At 32.6% G+C, this 18,540-nt stretch carries 12 protein-coding genes and 3 pseudogenes; 5 read left to right on the top strand and 10 right to left on the bottom strand.

The window, feature by feature from the left end; translation table 11 throughout:
- Positions 1–173: 173 nt before the first annotated feature.
- A complete protein-coding gene (locus AC1M36_RS23890) occupies positions 174–1,874 on the bottom strand; it encodes a hypothetical protein (protein ID WP_336454303.1) in 1,701 nt (566 codons plus the stop codon).
- A 1,381-nt stretch (positions 1,875–3,255) separates the two neighbouring features.
- Here AC1M36_RS23890 and AC1M36_RS23885 point away from each other — a divergent pair.
- A complete protein-coding gene (locus AC1M36_RS23885; RefSeq protein WP_336454302.1) occupies positions 3,256–4,980 on the top strand; it encodes a helix-turn-helix domain-containing protein in 1,725 nt (574 codons plus the stop codon).
- Between the two features lie 112 nt (positions 4,981–5,092).
- Here the strand turns inward: AC1M36_RS23885 and AC1M36_RS23880 are convergent.
- The 4 genes and pseudogenes from AC1M36_RS23880 to AC1M36_RS23865 all read right to left on the bottom strand — a co-directional run bounded on the left by AC1M36_RS23880 (position 5,093) and on the right by AC1M36_RS23865 (position 7,364).
- Positions 5,093–5,407: pseudogene (locus AC1M36_RS23880) on the bottom strand (hypothetical protein).
- A gap of 357 nt (positions 5,408–5,764) precedes the next feature.
- A pseudogene (locus tag AC1M36_RS23875) lies at positions 5,765–5,992 on the bottom strand (DUF6241 domain-containing protein); the annotation flags it as partial.
- Positions 5,993–6,193: 201 nt separating this feature from the next.
- A complete protein-coding gene (locus AC1M36_RS23870; protein ID WP_336454301.1) occupies positions 6,194–6,541 on the bottom strand; it encodes a hypothetical protein in 348 nt (115 codons plus the stop codon).
- Between the two features lies 1 nt (position 6,542).
- Positions 6,543–7,364 carry a ParA family protein gene (locus AC1M36_RS23865; RefSeq protein ID WP_241819251.1) on the bottom strand — a complete coding sequence of 274 codons (822 nt, stop codon included), beginning with the start codon at positions 7,362–7,364 and terminating at the stop codon, positions 6,543–6,545.
- Positions 7,365–8,335: 971 nt separating this feature from the next.
- On the opposite strand from AC1M36_RS23865, the pseudogene AC1M36_RS23860 reads away from it, so the two are divergent.
- Positions 8,336–9,039, top strand: a pseudogene (locus AC1M36_RS23860) (alpha/beta hydrolase).
- 130 nt (positions 9,040–9,169) lie between these two features.
- Here the strand turns inward: AC1M36_RS23860 and tnpB are convergent.
- Together tnpB and AC1M36_RS23850 are read right to left on the bottom strand one after the other, a co-directional pair.
- Positions 9,170–10,297, bottom strand: coding sequence for an IS200/IS605 family element RNA-guided endonuclease TnpB (tnpB, locus tag AC1M36_RS23855; RefSeq protein ID WP_479846263.1), 1,128 nt, complete (start codon positions 10,295–10,297; stop codon positions 9,170–9,172).
- A 980-nt stretch (positions 10,298–11,277) separates the two neighbouring features.
- Positions 11,278–11,983 (bottom strand): IS6 family transposase gene (locus AC1M36_RS23850; RefSeq protein WP_420792381.1). Its coding sequence is split into 2 segments (ribosomal slippage): positions 11,278–11,473 and positions 11,472–11,983, totalling 708 coding nucleotides; the frame shifts between segments, so codons are not numbered across the junction.
- An 898-nt stretch (positions 11,984–12,881) separates the two neighbouring features.
- Here AC1M36_RS23850 and AC1M36_RS23845 point away from each other — a divergent pair.
- A complete protein-coding gene (locus tag AC1M36_RS23845) occupies positions 12,882–13,460 on the top strand; it encodes a dienelactone hydrolase family protein (RefSeq protein WP_479846262.1) in 579 nt (192 codons plus the stop codon).
- A gap of 191 nt (positions 13,461–13,651) precedes the next feature.
- Here AC1M36_RS23845 and AC1M36_RS23840 read toward each other — a convergent pair whose 3' ends face one another.
- The 3 genes from AC1M36_RS23840 to AC1M36_RS23830 all read right to left on the bottom strand — a co-directional run bounded on the left by AC1M36_RS23840 (position 13,652) and on the right by AC1M36_RS23830 (position 15,667).
- Complete coding sequence (locus tag AC1M36_RS23840) at positions 13,652–14,008, bottom strand: hypothetical protein (RefSeq protein ID WP_479846261.1); 357 nt, start codon at positions 14,006–14,008, stop codon at positions 13,652–13,654.
- 20 nt (positions 14,009–14,028) lie between these two features.
- Entirely contained in the window at positions 14,029–15,252 is a 1,224-nt protein-coding gene (locus AC1M36_RS23835) for a ParM/StbA family protein (protein WP_336454081.1), read from the bottom strand.
- A 199-nt stretch (positions 15,253–15,451) separates the two neighbouring features.
- A complete protein-coding gene (locus AC1M36_RS23830) occupies positions 15,452–15,667 on the bottom strand; it encodes a hypothetical protein (protein WP_479846260.1) in 216 nt (71 codons plus the stop codon).
- On the opposite strand from AC1M36_RS23830, the gene AC1M36_RS23825 reads away from it, so the two are divergent.
- Both AC1M36_RS23825 and AC1M36_RS23820 read left to right on the top strand, forming a co-directional pair.
- A complete protein-coding gene (locus tag AC1M36_RS23825; RefSeq protein ID WP_336454082.1) occupies positions 15,637–16,215 on the top strand; it encodes a DUF3967 domain-containing protein in 579 nt (192 codons plus the stop codon). The genes AC1M36_RS23830 and AC1M36_RS23825 overlap by 31 nt on opposite strands.
- A 538-nt stretch (positions 16,216–16,753) precedes the next feature.
- The gene (locus AC1M36_RS23820; protein WP_336454083.1) at positions 16,754–18,526 is read left to right on the top strand and encodes a DUF8208 domain-containing protein; all 1,773 of its coding nucleotides are present in this window, start codon (positions 16,754–16,756) and stop codon (positions 18,524–18,526) included.
- The last annotated feature ends 14 nt before the right edge of the window (positions 18,527–18,540 follow it).

The following is an 18,540-nucleotide window of genomic DNA, read 5'->3' as shown; positions in this document are numbered from 1 at the left end:
TTAGTTAATTGCAGTACAATTTTGTATAGGAATGTATAAAAAAAGACTCTATTATGAATAGAATCGAGTAAGGGTGTCTATGAGGAGAAGTTAGTGAAGGGTTTTTAAATAATGTAATCAACACGAATAGCCCTCTATTTGTATTTTTTTCAAAAATAGAGAGCGGAGTATCGTTAATTTATTTCTATTACCTCAAGTACTTGTTCGGCAGTTGTTACATGAATACCAGCGCGTACCAATTGTTCAAATGCACGCATAAATGTAATCAAATTGAATTCATCTGGTACTTCAATAACGCGAAGCTTTTCTTTAGGTAGTCGATCTATCTTTTCAATGAACAATTCGCGAACATCACTCGGAATAAAGCGTTCTTTATGTCCTCTTGCTTTAAGGAGTTCACGTATTTCTATTTCTAAAGCCATATAAGCATTTAGATTTGTACCTTGTTCATAGGCGTACTTTCTAAACAAGGTTTCTTCTTGATACTTTAAATAGTTGCGGTGATACGATTCCTCTGTAACAGGTACAGCAAATTTGGATTTTAGTAACTCATATGTTTTACGGAACAACTTTTTGATGTTTCGTAGAGAGTACATAGAGAAATGCAATCCAAAATCAAATACAGCTTGCTCCTTTTGTTCTTTTGGAACATGTTGTGTAATAAGAGGGTAAATGCCTTCTTTTGCTGCTGTATCAAGAATTTGATATTGTGATGTTTGATTTAATAATTTTTTCAGTGTATACACTAACTTACTCGGATATTCTTCATTACGATCTATCATGTCACGTAAGCTACGAATGACACTTCGAATTTGTCGATGACAAGTATACTTAAGTACATGGATAAATTTATTCATGTCTTGTGCAAATTCACCGATATTCAGTTCTTGTAGCACAGATTCAATAAAACGAGCTTTCCGAGCATACGTAACCTTAGGGGTGAATGGATCGCGATACTGTACTTCTCCAGCTTCTTTTGTACATAAGAAATCTGTATGCAAGGATAGATATAACGTCGTATATCTTTTTGTATTTTTAACCCCTTTTTGTAACTTGCAAATTTTGAATAGGGGAGTCCCTGTACATGGTAATGCAGTTGTTAATTCCTTCATAACCGCACGGATTTGATGTGGGTATTTCTTATGTAAAAAGCGGTACATTCCGCCAAAATGAGTTAAATTCCCTCTTTCATCCTGTTTGTCTAAGGAACGTTTAAGAGTCGTTTCGCTGTGCTGTTGCATAGCAATGTCCAAGAATAGTTTCTTAGCCGCAACTGAAAGCTTAAAGAAAGCTTTGGTAAATACGACTGGGCTAATATACACATAGGAATTTGCCTTTTCAGTTTCTTCGTTCATAAAATGAGTGAGCTTAATGGTATAGCGGCCATCTAATTCATTTTCAATTGTAATAATGTTATGTAAACTTAATTTCTTTAGTGCAATATAGAATTGAGAATGCTGTATATAAGCAAATTCCTCTTTATATTGCTTGTAATCTTCCCACATCATATGTACTGTTACATTTGGAATAACCCCATTTGTGTAACATTTCTTGTGTAGATATAAGAAGACTTCTAAATCTGCATTTGTAATGCCATATAATTTATGTTTTCGTCCAATTGTTTCTGAAATAGCAGATAGCGTACGACGTGAAAAAGATGGTTTCGCCTGAGCCACAAAGCCGTCTACATCAGCAATGCGTTCTTCATATGTCATATGATCCAGAATATCTTCAAGGTAGGTATCTTTATAGCTATAGTATTTTTCTTCAAAAGCTTCAACAAGTTTCTGCCAAGATTTTAATGTTACTAGAACTGCATTTGTATCTTGTCCATTTAGACTACGTTGATTACGAATAATAAATGATTGTCCCATCTTTTTCACCTCCTACACATAAATTAAGAAATATATGCCAAAACAATATAAAATATACCAATTATGATTATAGCAAATCGAAATTTGATGAAATGTGCCCCTTTAAGAGGAAAAGTGAAAAGATGAAATATGCGCAAATCCCTTGTGTATCAAGGGATTTGGAGATTTATCGATTTTTTTTTATGGACATCATACCGCTATAGATTTTCATCTTTCTAGAAAATCGATAAATTATTAGAAAGAACCTCATAAACATTGTTATATCAATGTTTATGAGGTTCTTTCATAAATACGAAAGGGACATCATATAGCTATAAGTTTTCATGTTTTTAGATATGAAATTATTCATAGAATAGCCTTTAAACGTTGGTATTAAAGTGTTTGAACTCAAAATTTCAAATTTTAGAAGGGACATCATATAGCTAACGGATTTTCATCTTTTTATAAAAAAAGGGACATCATACCGCTACAGGTTTTCATGTTATATAAATAGTTGAAAATACAAGAAAAGGGTAGTGAATGTATGATATGAAAGGATTTATAGAGGTTTTTCATTATTTGAAAGGGACATCATATAGCTATAAGTTTTCATGTTTTTAACTACGAAATCATTCGTAAAACGGCTTTAAACGTTGATATTAAAGGGATGAAACCTAAAATTTTTAATTTTAAAAAGGACATCATATAGCTAAAGTCTTTTCATCTTTTCATAAAAAAGGGACATCACATAGCTAAAGTCTTTTTCATCTTTTCATAAAAAAGGACATCACATAGCTAAAGTCTTTTCATCTTTTCATAAAAAAGGACATCACATAGCTAAAGTCTTTTTCATCTTTTCATAAAAAAGGGACATCATGTAGCTATAAATTTTCATGCTTTTAACTATGAAATTATTCGTAAAACGGCCTTTAAGGGTTGATACTAAAGGGATGAAACTTAAAAATTCTAGTTTTAAAAAGGACATCATATATCCATAAATTTTTGTATTCCAAATTATAATTACAAGAGGAATTCTGTTATATCAAGCTTTAATCTTCTTTTTCAAAAGATTTTGTGCAGGTGAATGGGTAATGATATAGCTACAGATTTTCATGTTTATAAAAAATAAGACCAATAGAAAAAGCTATGAAAAAAATTAAGATATTACATAAACCCTTGAATTAAGTCGTATTTTGATTTTACAAATTGAGTTGGTCTAGTATAATCATTAAAAGGGATGACCACAGGTGTGAATACTAGAGTCCTGTAAAGGTATAACGTAGAAAATTTCAAATAGAATATTCTGATCATCTTTCTTGTTATTTAGAAAGGGACATCATATAGCTAAATATTTTCACGTTTAGATAATATTTATTAAATGTATGTTAGGAGCAAAATATATATGGAAGACGTTCTACAATTGTTTAGAGATGCATTGTCAATAACAGAACCACTTTATAAACAGAACGAGCAATTGTGGCATAAATGGAATTCTTACTATGTAGACGTTGAAGCAGATAATAGTAAAATTGTAACTTCAGAATACCTTTCTCCATCATTTTCAATGCTTGTAAAGTGGGTACAGCAGCAACAAAGAAAAGGGATTTCATCTTTAGATATATTTAAGAATATTGATACTTACAAATTAGAGATTCATGAGACAATAGAAGTCTTTATAGCACAAGAGTTTCGCAATGATGAAACATATAATACTAAAACATATACACCAGTAGTCGAGCCTGATGCGAATATAGTGGATAAAAATTATTTGGAAGTAAATAATTCGGCTGTTTATTATAAGTTAAGAGATGGAATAGCGAAGAATCAATTTGAGGAAGATGAAAATACAAAATTAAAATCATATCCTATTGAAACGAAAGATAGTAATGGGGTAGCACAGCTTTCATCTCATAAAGATGAAGATCTAAGGTTAACGAATATAGAAGAAGCCGCAAGATGGAACACATTAGTAGATGGTGTAATGAGTAATATGGATGATTTAACAGCAGACGTATTAGACACTATCACAATTCAATGGCTAAATGAAGCAAGCTCACCTGATGAATTTATCGATTTTTCATATGAGCAAGTTTTAGAAATGTGCAGTATTTCAAAAGCAAAAGCAAATGGTGTTGAATATTATAGAGTAGAAGATAAGATTAAAGTAGCTAAGCGTATAGCAGCTCTAGCAAGTATTTTTATATACTTAAATGATGAGAATGAAGTAGTCGTACTAAATGATCGCGCTGAAACAGGTAAACATTATGAAGTAAAGCGCGAGGTAATTAAAAGGTTATTTGTATTAGATTCTGTAGTGCTTTGGAGAGATAAAAATACTAATGAATACATGGGTATAGAATCGTGCCGAATTAAACCGGGCAGTTTCTTATCCAGTTATCTATATGGATCTAATAGCACTACGGCACTATTATCAAAAAAGGCCCTTGAATATAATAGCTATAGACACAAATATCATAAAAGATTAATTCGTTATTTGACATGGCAGTGGAGAATTCGTCAAATGTTTTCTAACTTAAAAAGGCCATACTCTATAGGGGGAGATAAAGGGTTATTAGCAGTAATGGGCATTAACCAAAAGCAAAAGCCCAATCGTATTCGTGATCAATTAGAAAATGTTTTAATTGATTTAGAAAAAGAAGGTGTAATTTCCCATTGGGAATATGATAAAAGTTTAGATGAGGAACAATTGACGAAGAAGAATTGGTTTAAAAAATATTATTCACAGTTAGGAATAGTAATACTACCACCTAATGAATTAATTCGTTCAATGGAAAACTTAGCAAAGAAGAAGGCTACTGATGTAATTCATTCAACGGAAAGCTTAGCGAAGAAGCAGACTATTGACGTAATTCATAGGGATAATCAGCCAGTAAAAACTGAAGAAAAGCCCTTAGATATGAATAGAAATGAACAGTTAATTCGGGATAGAATAGAATTTATGCATCGGAGAAAGAACATAACTATGCGAGAGCTCTCAGCAGAGATAGGCATATCACAGCCCACTCTTTCAAGATTCTATAATAAAAAAACAAAGCGTCTCTCTGGAACTGCGAGGGACAAATTAAACCAATGGTATAAAAGACAAATGATCATTGATAAAATGTAAGCTAAAGCTAAAAATTAACATAAAAAAGAGTCCTAGAAATAGGATTCTTTTTTATGTAGTTATTGAATTTGCCTGTTTTAAAATACACTACAGAAATATAGAAATATCCCTATTAAGAAATAGGGATATTTCTATATTTCTGAATCTCAGTTAATAATTTAAATTTCCTTTTCTGTTTAGGAGTTAATTGATTTTCTACATAATGATGTATAAGTAAATCAATTATTTCATGAGCATATTTCCCATTAGTGAGTTTCATTGGTGCCCCGGGTTCTTTCATAAATTGACTAGAAATTTCGATACTGCCCTGTTGATTTTTAAAATTCTTTTTCTCCTGTCAATTCACTTGTTTTTGCTCATTTTTAGGTGAAGAAGCAGGAGTAATTTCTTTATTTGTGACAACAAAAGCAAGAATATATAGAAATATCCACTTATGGAAATAGGGATATTTCTATATTGTGAAGAAGAATATAGTAGTGATATGTGGTACATACAATAGAATCAGTAATTTATATTATTCCGGTAAATTTTCAAAAGTTCCTCCTATACCTTCATTTCTGATAACAAAAGCAAGGATATAGGGAAATATCTACTTATAGAAATAGGGATATTTCTATATCTTTTGAAAAAGAGCACAGCGATGATATGCGAGACGTTTTGTATGTGTTCTTTGTCCCTATCGTTTTTCTATCGGAAGAATGAAAATTCTAAATCAAAAACTAAAAAAACATAAAAAATAAGCCTCCCTAAATGGAAGCTTCTAACTATAATTTATAGATGTTTATTATTCTCCAACGTACTGAAGATCTCTTGATTTATGTAATGCGGCTGTTACTTCATCACCGAAATTATTTAAAGAGAATGTTTGCTCTTCTATCGGATCCATTTCTGTAGCTTCACCTATCTTGCCGTCTTGAAGTTCCCAGAAATAGTTATGTTCTTCTACAATTTTACTAAAATCTCTATTCACCCATCTTTCAGTGATTGCTAATAGTTCTTCTTTGTTCTTGAACTACTCACCACTTAACGTCCTTACGGGCCGTTTGAAGTGGGAGATTCAAGAAATAAAATGAGCGATAAAGGAATAACATGAGGAAATTACGGCGACGAGAGGGAAGAGAAAGTCGTGGAAGAAGTTCTGTTGATGTTATTTCTTTAAACTACAAAAAATATAGAAATATCCCTATTTCTAAGTAGGGATATTTCTATATTACTAAATCTCTGTTAATAATTTAAATTTCTTTTTCTGTTCGGGAGTTAATTGATTTTCTACATAATGATTAATAAGTAAATCTATTATTTCGTGAGCATATTTCTTATTAGTAAGTTTCATTAGTGCTCCAAGCTCTTCCTTAGATTGACTAGAAATTTTAATACTGCCTTGTTGGTTTTTAAATTTCTTTTTCTCTTGCTGAGTCGCTTGTTTTTCTTCATTTATAGGTGGAAAAGTAGGAGTATTCTCGTCACTTTTTGTTACAACTGAATCCTCGTTTGGGATATAAGGATCTGTTGGGTCAAAATTGCTCTTTTTTCTGCCTAATAATCCAGGAGTTCTTGCCATGTTATACACCAACCTTCAGACTTTCAAAAATATTGATACGAGATAATAATTCATCACTAATTTTTTCGTATAGTTCTATTACATTTAAATCATGTCTATCATTTTCAGTAATACCGTTAACATCAAACCTTTTAATACGTTCCATCTGTGGAACGATATTTTTAAATAGGTTTTCTTCACCAAAAATTTCACGAGCATTTTCCATAATGTATTCATCCACTTTACCATTATTTTTTAATAGCACTGGAAGAATTCCTACAACTTCAATATCAAGATTATATTGCTCTTTTAATTTTATTAGTTGGTTAATGTAGTTTTCTGCACCTGTAAGAGAACGTTCTTGTGTTTGTAGAGTTATCAGAACATAATCAGAAGCTACAACTGCATTTTTTGTGACTTCAATTGACATAGGTGGAACATCGATAAATATGTAATCGTATTTATGCTTTATTTTCTCAAGTAATCCCTTAAAGTAGAAATCTTCTTCTGTTTCCGAAGAACACGATTTATATAGAAATTTTGCGAAATCTTGAAAATCAACATAAGAAGGAATTAAATATAAATTTTCCATTATTTCAACTTCTAATCCATCTAAATTCCCCTCTTGAATTCCTTTCATTAATGTTTTATTTAAAGTTACTTTTTCATCAGGATTAAGGATAGATTTTGTTAACATTAGAGATTTTGTTGCATTACTCTGTGGATCAAGGTCAACGAGTAATGTTCGTTTCCCTTTTTTTGCGAATTCATAAGAGTTTAATACAGCATTAGTGGTTTTACCAACGCCCCCTTTGTAATTCCCAACAGTAATTGTAATAGCCATTTATACCACTCCATTTATTTTTTGAAAAACTCCCCTAGATGCCCATTTCTGTATTTTAGTGAAAAAATTAGAGGTGTAGGGAAATATCTACTTATAGAAATAGGGATATTTCCCTATGTTATATAGTAGATTATAGCAGTGATATGTGGTACATGCAATAGAATCTGTCATTTATATCACTCCATTTATTTTTTGAAAAACCTCCCTTATATCTCATGCCTACATCATCATCAAGCTAAGAAAAGCAAATATCCTAGAACGAGAAAATTGGCATCTTCAGGTGAAAATGCACAAGTTGTTTTAGGAGCGTTATAAAAAAACTTTTCTATAATTAACGTTGCATGATCTTAACCTAGTGGCGGTGACCTATTTCAATATTTTTGATAGTAAAAGTAGGTATATAGGGAAATATCCGAATATGGAAATAGGGATATTGTTATATTATAAAGAAAATTATGTAGTGATATGTGGTACATACGATAGGATCAGTAATTTTTCAAAAGCGCTCCCTGTACTTCCATTTTTGATAACAAAAGTAGGACTATAGGGAAATATCTACTTATAGAAATAGGGATATTTCTATATTATAAAGGAAGTTATAGCGGTGATATGTGGTACATGCAATAGAATTAGTAATTTATATTACTCCAGTAATGTGCAGTGATAATAAAGTTGTTTAATTTACAATAAAGTCATTTAAAAAATAATATAATTGTTTAAAAATCCTTCTTCCACTAACGGAGTAGATTAGCTCAATAAGGAATCAAAATAAGAACTTGTAGCTTCTGAAGAAATGGAAAAAAAGAAAGATTATAAATACAAAGTAGACTCTGTTATATAGAGATAGAGAGGTATTATAATTAATTTGTGATAAATTAGGAATAGTTTGATTTGTTTAAAACTGAGTAGAGGATTATAAAGTGTGTGCGGTTTTTTGCCAAGTCCTATATGTCTTATTCTATGGAGGAAATATGCTTAAAGATAATTTTAAAATTAGTAATATTCCCACGGTTTTATGGGGAGATAAGAGTGAAAAAATTTTTATTGCAGTACATGGAATATGTCAAATAAGGAAGATGCAGTTATTCAAATATTAGCTGAAGAAGCCAATCAAAAAGGTTATCAAGTATTAAGCTTTGATTTACCTGAGCATGGAGAAAGAAAAAATGATAATACTCCTTGCAAAGTACAGTTTTGTGTTAGTGAATTATCTATAATTATGAATTACGCAAAAGAACATTGGAAAGAAGTAAGCGTGTTTGCATGTAGTATGGGAGCTTATTTTAGCCTTTTAGCCTATCAAAATGATGTGTTAGAAAAGGCATTATTTTTATCACCAGTAGTTAATATGGAACGAATTATCGAAAATATGATGAAATGGTTTAATGTAACACCAGAGCTTTTGCAAAAAGAAATGACTATAGAGACACCTATTGGTCAAAAGTTATATTGGGATTATTTATGCTATGTAAAAGAACATCCTATTAATACATGGAATACAGATACATATATTATGTATGGAGCCAAGGATGAACTGTGCGAACTTGAAACTATTAACTATTTTACAAAAAAACATCGTTGTGAATTAGAAGTCATGGAAACAGGTGAACATTACTTTCATACTGAAGAACAGTTAAAGATATTTGAACAGTGGTTACACAAACATATCGATTAACAAATTACAATTTATCTTGAACCTGTTAGAGAAGAATGCTGAATATTTGAACTACTCACCACTTAACGTCCTTACGGACTGTTTGAAGTGGGAGATTCCTAAGTACAGAGTTCTATCGAACTCTAATGGATTAGGCTATCCCCGTAGTTCCTACGGTTAAGAGACGAATTGCTTCGTTTCTCAGGTTGATCGCTGCATTCCTATCTCTATCGTGATGTGTGCCACAAGAAGGGCAATTCCACTCACGAATTATTAGATTTTTAACGTTTTTATTCTTGTATCCACAATTGGAACATAACTGACTAGAAGCAAATGTTTTAGATACCACAACAACTTGTTTGCCATACCATTTTGCTTTATATTCCAACATCGTTCGAAATTGTGACCAAGATACTTCACTAATTGCTTTTGCAAGCTTTCCATTTTTGAGCAGGTTACTGACTTGTAAGTCTTCTATACCGATGACATCGTGGTTTTTGATGATTTCAGTAGAGAGTTTATGTAAGTAATCAGCTCTCGCATTGGCAATATGTTCATGGATTCTTGCAACTTTCACACGCTGCTTGTTCCAGTTCGAAGAACCTTTCGTTCTTCTGGAAAGGATATGCTGTGCTTTTGCTAACTTTTCTTCTAATATACGGAAGAATTTAGGGTTCTTATATGTTGTTCCATCAGAAAGAATAGCAAAATCTTTTAACCCAACGTCCATTCCACAAGTGGATTCCGTTTTAAGCATTTCTTGTATCTCTGTTTCGACAAGGATAGATACAAAGTATGTACCACTTGGGTTACGTCGAATCGTTGCATGTAGAATACGACCTTCTACTTCACGACTTTTGGCAAAGCGAATAAGGCCAAGTTTCGGTAATTTCATTTTGTTACCTACAATCGCAATATTGCCGTTCGTTTGCTTTGTTGTGTAGGATTGAACCTTATTGTTTTTAGATTTGAATCGTGGAATATCATTTTGTTTCTTAAAAAAACGCGAAAAAGCATCTGCGAGGTTTTTTAATGTGGATTGAAGAGCAATACTATCTACTTCTTTTAACCAAAGTGTATCCTGTTGCTTTTTTAATTGAGTAAGCTCGGCAGAGCAAGAAGGATAGGTTAATCCTTTTCCTGTCTCTTTATAGGTGTCATTCCAGAGAGCAAGAAAATGGTTAAATACAAAGCGACTACACCCAATGGTTTTAGCAATTAATATTTCTTGTACCTTATTTGGATAGATACGAAATTTATATGCCGTATTTACTAACATGGGTTGCACCTCACTTTTTTCGTAGGATACCTACAGTATACTAAAAAAAGTAGGCTTACGCCTACCGACATTCATCCCCCACCTAAAATTGGTGTTTTCACACCTTCACATTTTTGAGGAAGGAGTCTTCTGTCGGAAAATGATAAATGTGAATGTATTCACTTAAACAAACAGGTGCTTTAGTTCAATAAGAATTAAACAACTATATTATCGATTTACAAGTAATTTTTCAAAAGCGCTCTCTGTATTTCCATTTTTGATAACAAAAGTAGGATTATAGGGAAATATCCACTTATAGAAATAGGGATATTTCCCTATAATGTAAAGGAAGTTATAGCGGTAATATTTAGTATATGCAATAGAATTAGTAATTTATATTACTCAAGTAATTTTTCAAAAGCGCTCCCTGTACTTCCATTTTTGATAACAAAAGTAGGACTATAGGGAAATATCCACTTATAGAAATAGGGATATTTCCTTATATTATAAAGGAAGTTATAGCGGTGATATGTGGTACATGCAATAGAATTAGTAATTTATATTACTCCAGTAATTTTTCAAAAGCGCCCCTTGTACTTCCATTTTTGATAACAAAAGTAGGACTGTAGGGAAATATCCACTTATAGAAATAGGGATATTTCTATATTATAAAGGAAGTTATAGTAATGACATCAGGACTATTTCATTGTAAATGAGACGATCTTTAAGATCTTTTGCATTAGCAAAGTTCATTTCAGTATCCATGTTATCCAATTTTAGGGTGCTATTTTTTGAATAAAATCTAGATTGTCAAACGAATTTATTATCATTTGACAGATGTTCCGAATGAGAAAGCTCACTACGGTGCGACAGGCCCTTCTTTAGGGATGGGAGTGTCAAATATATCACTCTAGTTATTTTCTAAAAGAATCCCTATATCGGTTCTGGTGCAAAAATGTTAGTTAGAAGCATAGAATAGCAATTTTCTCTACATTTCTATCCTATGAAGCTAAGCAAAACAATTTATGAATAAGTTCCTTCTGTTTTTGGACGGACTTGTCCGGTAAAACCACTTGTCCTTTCTTCATCATATGCATGGCTTCAACACCACACAATATAGAGATTGCTGTTTTAAATGATTTTAATCCTAACATAGAACGAACTCGCCTTTTAATAAACCGGTGGTCTTGTTCCACTATTATTGAGATATTTAACTTGCCTTAGTTGCATGCCTTCAGGCATAGGTTTTTCTTCTTTCAACTCTTGAATCGCTACAGGATAGGCTGGGTTCTTATCTACTGTTATCACGCGAGGTTTAGAAACATACGAAAAAGCTAAGGCTTTCTTGAAAAAGCGCTTGGCTGCTTGTTTATCTCTTGATTTACTTAGATAAAAATCAATGGTATTCCCCTCTGAATCGACTGCACGATATAAGTACACCCATTGCCCTTTTACTTTAATATAAGTTTCATCGACTCTCCACGAGTCATTTGTTGATTTAAGATGATGGCGTACTTTCTCTTCTAATTGAGATCCATATTGATGAACCCAACGCATAATGCTTGTATAAACCAGGGATAATCCCCGTTTCTCCATCATTTCCACCAAATCACGAAAACTTAAGTTGTACCGCAGGTACCATCTTACTGTTAATAAGATTAGTTTAGGCTGATAATGCTTCCATTTGAACAAATTTTCTTTTTCTATACCAATCACCCACCCTGTCTAGAGTAATAGTATCAGTATATCCAAGTTTTATAGATTTATTGTAATTATCTTGAAGTTTTTGCCCCAGAACCCCTATATCAATATTTAAGTTCACGAAATTAATAATATAGGGAAATATCCACCTATAGAAATAGGGAAATTTCTATATTACAAAGGGATTTATAGCGGTGATATTTAGTACATACAATAGAATCAGCAACTTATATCACGCCAATAATTTTTCAAAAAATGCTCCTATACCTCTGTTTCTGATAACAAGATCAGGATATAGGGAAATATCGACTTATAGAAATAGGGAAATTTCTATATTGTAAAGAAATTTATAGCGGTGGTATGTGGTACATGCAATAGAATCAGTAGCTTATATCACGCTAGTAATTTTTCAAAAAATGCTCCTATACCTCTGTTTCTGATAACAAGATCAGATATAGGGAAATATCTATATTATAAAGAAATTTATAGCGGTGATATGTGGTACATGCAATAGAATCAGCTGTGGATTTGAAATAAAGTCGCATCGAATAGAAAAAAAGATGTACCGTTTTGAAAAAAGATTAACTATTTATAAAAATTGCACCGTTGTATCCTTTTGTTTTACACATACCAGGAATAACAAGCATTAATCTCAATGGCTGCTTAGTCTTTTTAATACTGTCTACTTGACAGGGATAAGACCACCTAAAGGTCTTTTTTGTTAAGTGACAATAAAGTTGTTACATTTACAATAAAGTCGTTTAAAAACAAATAAAGTTTCTTTAAAAGACGGGATTGAATTGGGACTTTATTCCGTATTTTATTTTTTGATGTATAATAAAATTACAATATTACGATGTTTTATTAGTACAATGAAGGGCAGAAAGGGAGTGTGAATTTACTAATGGAGTTAAAACAAAATGTTGAAAAATGTGTGATTTTACTTCACGAAATTTACGGAATCAATCAACATATTCGATATTATGCAGATTATTTTTTTCAAAATGGTTATGATGTATACATACCAAATCTATTAGGGAAAGATGTACCATATTCTTATGAAAATGAAGAAGTAGCCTATCATAATTTTAATCAAAATATTGGATTTGATGCTGTACTTCAACAAATAAAGAAACTCATACGTGATGTTGAACAGTCTTATAATAAAATTCAGATTGTTGGTTTTAGTATAGGGGCAACTGTTGGTTGGCTATGTAGTGATGAGCCATCAATTCAAAAGGTAATTGGTTTTTATGGTTCTCGTATTAGACAATATATAGAAATTGAACCAAAAGCTGAAGTTGTTTTATTGTATGGCGATAAAGAAAAGTCCTTTGAACCAAAAGAATTGAAAAAAATGTTAGAACAAAAAAGTAATGTGTTTATTGAAATTGTAGAAGCAGAGCATGGTTTTGCAGACCCTTTTTCTAGTAAGTATCAAGAAGAAATAACAAAACAAATTATTGAACGTTATTTATTATAAATGGGGGCTATGTTAAACGATGCGCTTTCCGAAATGAAACAACTTTATTATTCATTTAAATGAACGACAGCAACAAATAAAACGTATTTTTTATCAACTTTAAAACCACCTACTAAATTAACTTGTAGGTGGTTTTTGCATCTCTAAGTATATAATTAAACAACTTTAATATCTTTTCACATTTTTATTAGTTAGAAATCAATCTCTTCGTTATCTTCTTCAGAAATACCACCAAGTACCACCTTAGCGTCAATAATTTTACCTTCTTGGAGTACAGGCTCTTCCATCTTTAAATCTTCCTGTTTCTGTGCGGGAACAAATCCATTAGTAAGTAGAAGATCCAATTTATTTTCAACTGTATCTAAGAGATTTAATCTCTGTTCTACAGTATCTAATTTCTGCAGTAGTTGCTCATAACGTTTTTTATTTTGTACCAGTTCAACAACAAATGTTGTTAATTGTCTACTATTAGCTTTTTCATTAAGAATCCTATATACATCTTCAGGCATATTATCAGCATGTAATGCCATTTTTCTACTTTTAGCCATTATCAGCACGTCCCTTTATTCTATGCTAATTGTCCCTTCATTTCATCAATTACTTTTAATTCTAATGCAGCTAGATTAATTGTACGTGAAGTTGGAGCAAATACCTCTTTTTCGCTATTTTGAATAATATCGTTCAAGAAGAAGTGATTGTTTTTAGCAGCCATTTCAGACATATGATTCAATAAAGCGAGACGGATGTATGGTTCTAAAACAGGTGCTTCGCCTCCGATATAAATGAATTTCAATACTGTATTCGTACTAGTTGGGATGAATATATCAAGAATTTTAGCAACTAAAATCCTTGCATATTCTTTCAATGCCTCTACAATTTCATTTGTAAAATCATATTGTTCACCAGTATTTTCATTCGATAGTACGTACTTTTGTACTTTATAATTATTGACTATAAATTTCTCTAATGTTCTTAGATCCTTAAAGTATTGAATCAATTTTTCTTTTCTAAAGCGTTCTAGGTATCCTAAGAATGGCTCAATATCGATAACTTGGAAAGAATCTCTGTGCTTAGGTGTAGTAAGTCCTTTACCTAATCGCACAGCATCTGTAGAACCGCCGCCAATGTCAGTTAAAACTACTTCATAATCATCAAACCTCTCAGATTCATATCGCTTTTCAATACTGATTACATTTGTATTCTGATCTTTTGAAACCATTTTATATTTTAAAGAATGTCTAGCAACTTCTGATTCATTTCTACATTTGGCTGAATTGACTTTAATAGTTAGTTCTTTCTCCATTCCTGGCGTTAACACTTTAACTTTATGTTCACCGATAAATCTTTCTTCCATTTTTTTATGGGCAATGCTAAATTTCTCTTCGCGTTTTAAAAGCCAAATTGGAAGCATCATACTCATGTGTTCAATTTCAACTTCATTATCTTCTTGCTCAGCGTTAAGGGCATGATAATATGCAATTGCTCCTAAAAAGCTTACGTATGGGATAGGACTATTAATTTTATCGTGCATCTTATTTACATGCGAGTTTGCCAACTGATTATCTTCAGCTAATTGCCCAACTAAATAGAAAGACTCTTCACCTTCGATTTCAGTGGAAATTAGTAATCTATCTAGTAAATCCTCTGGTCTAGAAATACGATCAACAAGTAAATCCTCAGATTGTTTCTTTGAAATTTTAACTACATTCGTTGCAAGTTCAATATAATAACCATCAACCATGAAATTATTAAAACTATTTCCGAAATCCGCTACTTTTCTTCCAATTTTCATTTATAATTCCTCCTTTATACATTAGGTACGACTTAAGTGCTACTTTTGATCATGCTTTAGCACATTTCATCAAAAATAAAAACATTTTAAATAATAAGTACGACTTGAATCGTACTTATTATTTAATGAACCCATATACTTAAAAAATTCAAAATAAACAAGGAAATACCTTCTTTCAAACGAATAAGACACATAACAGTTAGACGCCGACATGTCGGACATAAATGATGATGAATAACAGTAAAGCAACAACATGACCGACATAAATGATGATCAATAACAATGTAATGACAACATGACCGACATACATGATAATCAATAACAATGCAATGACAACATGTCGGACATCGATAATAACAAATAACGATGAGGGAGGACGATGGAATGGATAGGGAAGAACCGTATAAGAAGACATATTCCCTTGCAGATATAGCAAGAATGCTTGGGAAGCCACGGACAACTCTTCAGGCCTGGCGGGATCAATTTAAACCATATTTACCAACTGTCGCTGGGACGAAGGGGCGAACACTGAGATATGAACAGGAAGCATTAGAGTTGTTTAAATTAATTGCTAATATGAAGGATGCACAAGAGCCACCGGAAATAATAGAACAGATGTTAAAACAAAATGTTGATTATATTGTAGTAGAAGAGAGTGATGAAGACGACGAAATAACGAAGCCAATTATTCAGACGATGTATGAAAGTATGAAAGAGGTTTCTCTATATTTTCAAGAACAAAAAGCTATGAATATGGAACTTTTAAAGCGTATAGACCATTTAGAACAAACTAATCAAATGTTACTGAATAAGGTTGATGAACAACAAAAGAATATTGATGGGAAAATAAATAACAGAGATCAACAGCTATTAGAAGTAATTCGTGAAATACAAGAAACTAAGAAGTTAGTTGCATCTACTCAACAAGAAAAATCATGGTTTGCTAAATTATTTAAAAAATAACTTGAATAATACGTAAAAAGGTAGGGAAGCTTGTATGTTTTTGCAAGCTTCCCTACTTTTTTTATAAATTTGATATGTTTCCCCTTTAGGATAGAATACTATATTTATTAAATCTTGTTTAAAAAATAAAACCATTATAAACATTAGAATCTATTTTAGAGGTGTTAGGCTAACTGTATCAAGTGATTTAAGATTTTACCTTAGTAAATTACAAGGTTAATTTATGAGTAAATGATGAAATTTTCAGTTTTATATAAGTGGAAATTTCACACCTAAATATTTTAGAAAAAGAGAAATAATTATAAGATCTGAGAGATGTTTTGAATTTCTTTTTGGGGAAAAATAGTACGTTGCTTGGGGATTATAAGAATACATGACAAATAGCCTTGCTAATTAACTTTTTTTTGAGCAAGGCTAAGTTCTAGATGTTTTTTAGGACTTTAGAACGCCCATTTTTTGTAAGACCGAATCCATTTTCTTGCTATTAAGCCAGTCTATAATTGGAAGTTTGCTTTTAGATTTTTGTGCATGTTCCATATTGGTTAAGGCTTCTTTTGCTTCAAAATTTTTACGCTCTTTTCTTTGTTTAGATTTTTCAGCGAACATTTTAGCTCCAGCAGATGTTGCGAACGGACAAAAATTAAAAGCAGTGTTAACTGATATTTTAAATATATTTATTGCTACCATCATGGTATTCCTTTCTCTGAAACTATACATGATTGGAACTGTATTTATTAATGACAAGTTAGATGGCGTGGCATATGTTCTTGCATTAGTTTCATTTAGTATGGCTGTCATAGATGGACCAAATGTGGTAGAACGGTTATTTGGAATAGATATTGGATTAAAGAGTAGTTGGGGCGTATTAGCTGGTGGTTTCGCATTTGGCAAAGGACTTGGCAGTATCGCAAATTCTAAGCCAATGAAAGGTCTTGCAAATATGCTTGGCAAGGGGGCTACAAGTGCAGCAAAAGGCACCGCACAAGGAGCAGTGAAAACAGCGAATGCAGCAGCTATGACAGTAGGAGGTATGGCTGGTATTATTAGCGGTTTAAAAAAAGATAACAATGATGGGAAGAATGAGTCCTTACAAAATGAAATGAAGAAAGCGGAACAAAAGAAAGGGCAAGGGAATCCTTCAGAGAATAAACAACAAAATCAATTGAAGAAGGAAGAAGAGAAAAAGAATGGTGCAAATGCATCTACTCAAGAAGGCGTGAATCAAGAAGGAAATGCAAAACCTGAAGTAGCAAGTACTCAAGAACCTGGAATGACAAGCCTTCAAGATGAAATAAAGGAGGCTGGTATAAAACCTGAAGGAAACCAGGGAACAGCAGGAACAGAAAAACCTGGTGCAACTGAGGGAAGTCCAACATCAAAAGGAAAGCCGGAAATGAATCATGGTAGCCAGTTATCGACAAGTACAGAAAAACAAGGAACAGATCAAGGTAACTTAGTAACGGCAGGAACAATTAAGGGAGGAAGTAGCCAGGCAGGAATGGAATCGCCAAGTTCTACAACAAATAATGAAGGTAGATCTTCAGTAGAAAGTTATAGACCAATAGCAAGTGAAAGTAGTTCGACAGTAGCAGAACTTTCAAGATTAGCAACAAGTGAGGGAAGTGCATCTTCGGTAGAAAGTTATAGTTCGGTGATGGGAGGATATAGCGAGGTATCGGTGGCATCGGCTAGAACAGTGAGTAGTGAAGGACGTACATCATCAGAAGAAAACTACAGACCAGTAGCAAGTGGAGGAAGCGAGGCATCTATGGAATCGCCAAGAACCGTAACGGCAGGAGATGGTACACCTTCAGAAGAAAATTATAGAACCATAACAACGGGAGGGAGTCCGGCACCTATCGAATCATCAAGATCAGCGGTGAGCGTGGGAAGTACATCATCAGAAGAGAGTTACAGACCAGTAGCAAGTGGAAGAAGCGAGACATCTATAGAATCGCCAAGAACTGTGACAACAGGAGGAAGTTCAGTACCTACAGAATCGTCAAGATCAATGGTAAGCGTGGGAAGCACATCTTCGGAAGAAAGTGCCAGACCAATAGCAAGTGAAAGTAATCCAGCACCTATCCAGCATGAGACACGTACATTAGGACAATATACGACAGAGAAGGTGAAACAAGGTGTTTCGTCTACTACATCGTCCGTCAAACAATCAGCAATCGGAATGAAAGAAAAGATTAGTAATTCTCAAACGGTCATTAACACAAAACGTTTTTATGAAATGGGTCAAAATACAGGAAAGGGTTGGAGAGAGATTGTAAGCAAAAATAGGAATAAGAAAGGTGAAAAATAAGCGTAAAAACATAC

This window comes from Bacillus sp. Medicinal_06 (assembly GCF_056711665.1).
This window is presented reverse-complemented; position numbering and strand designations above follow the sequence as displayed.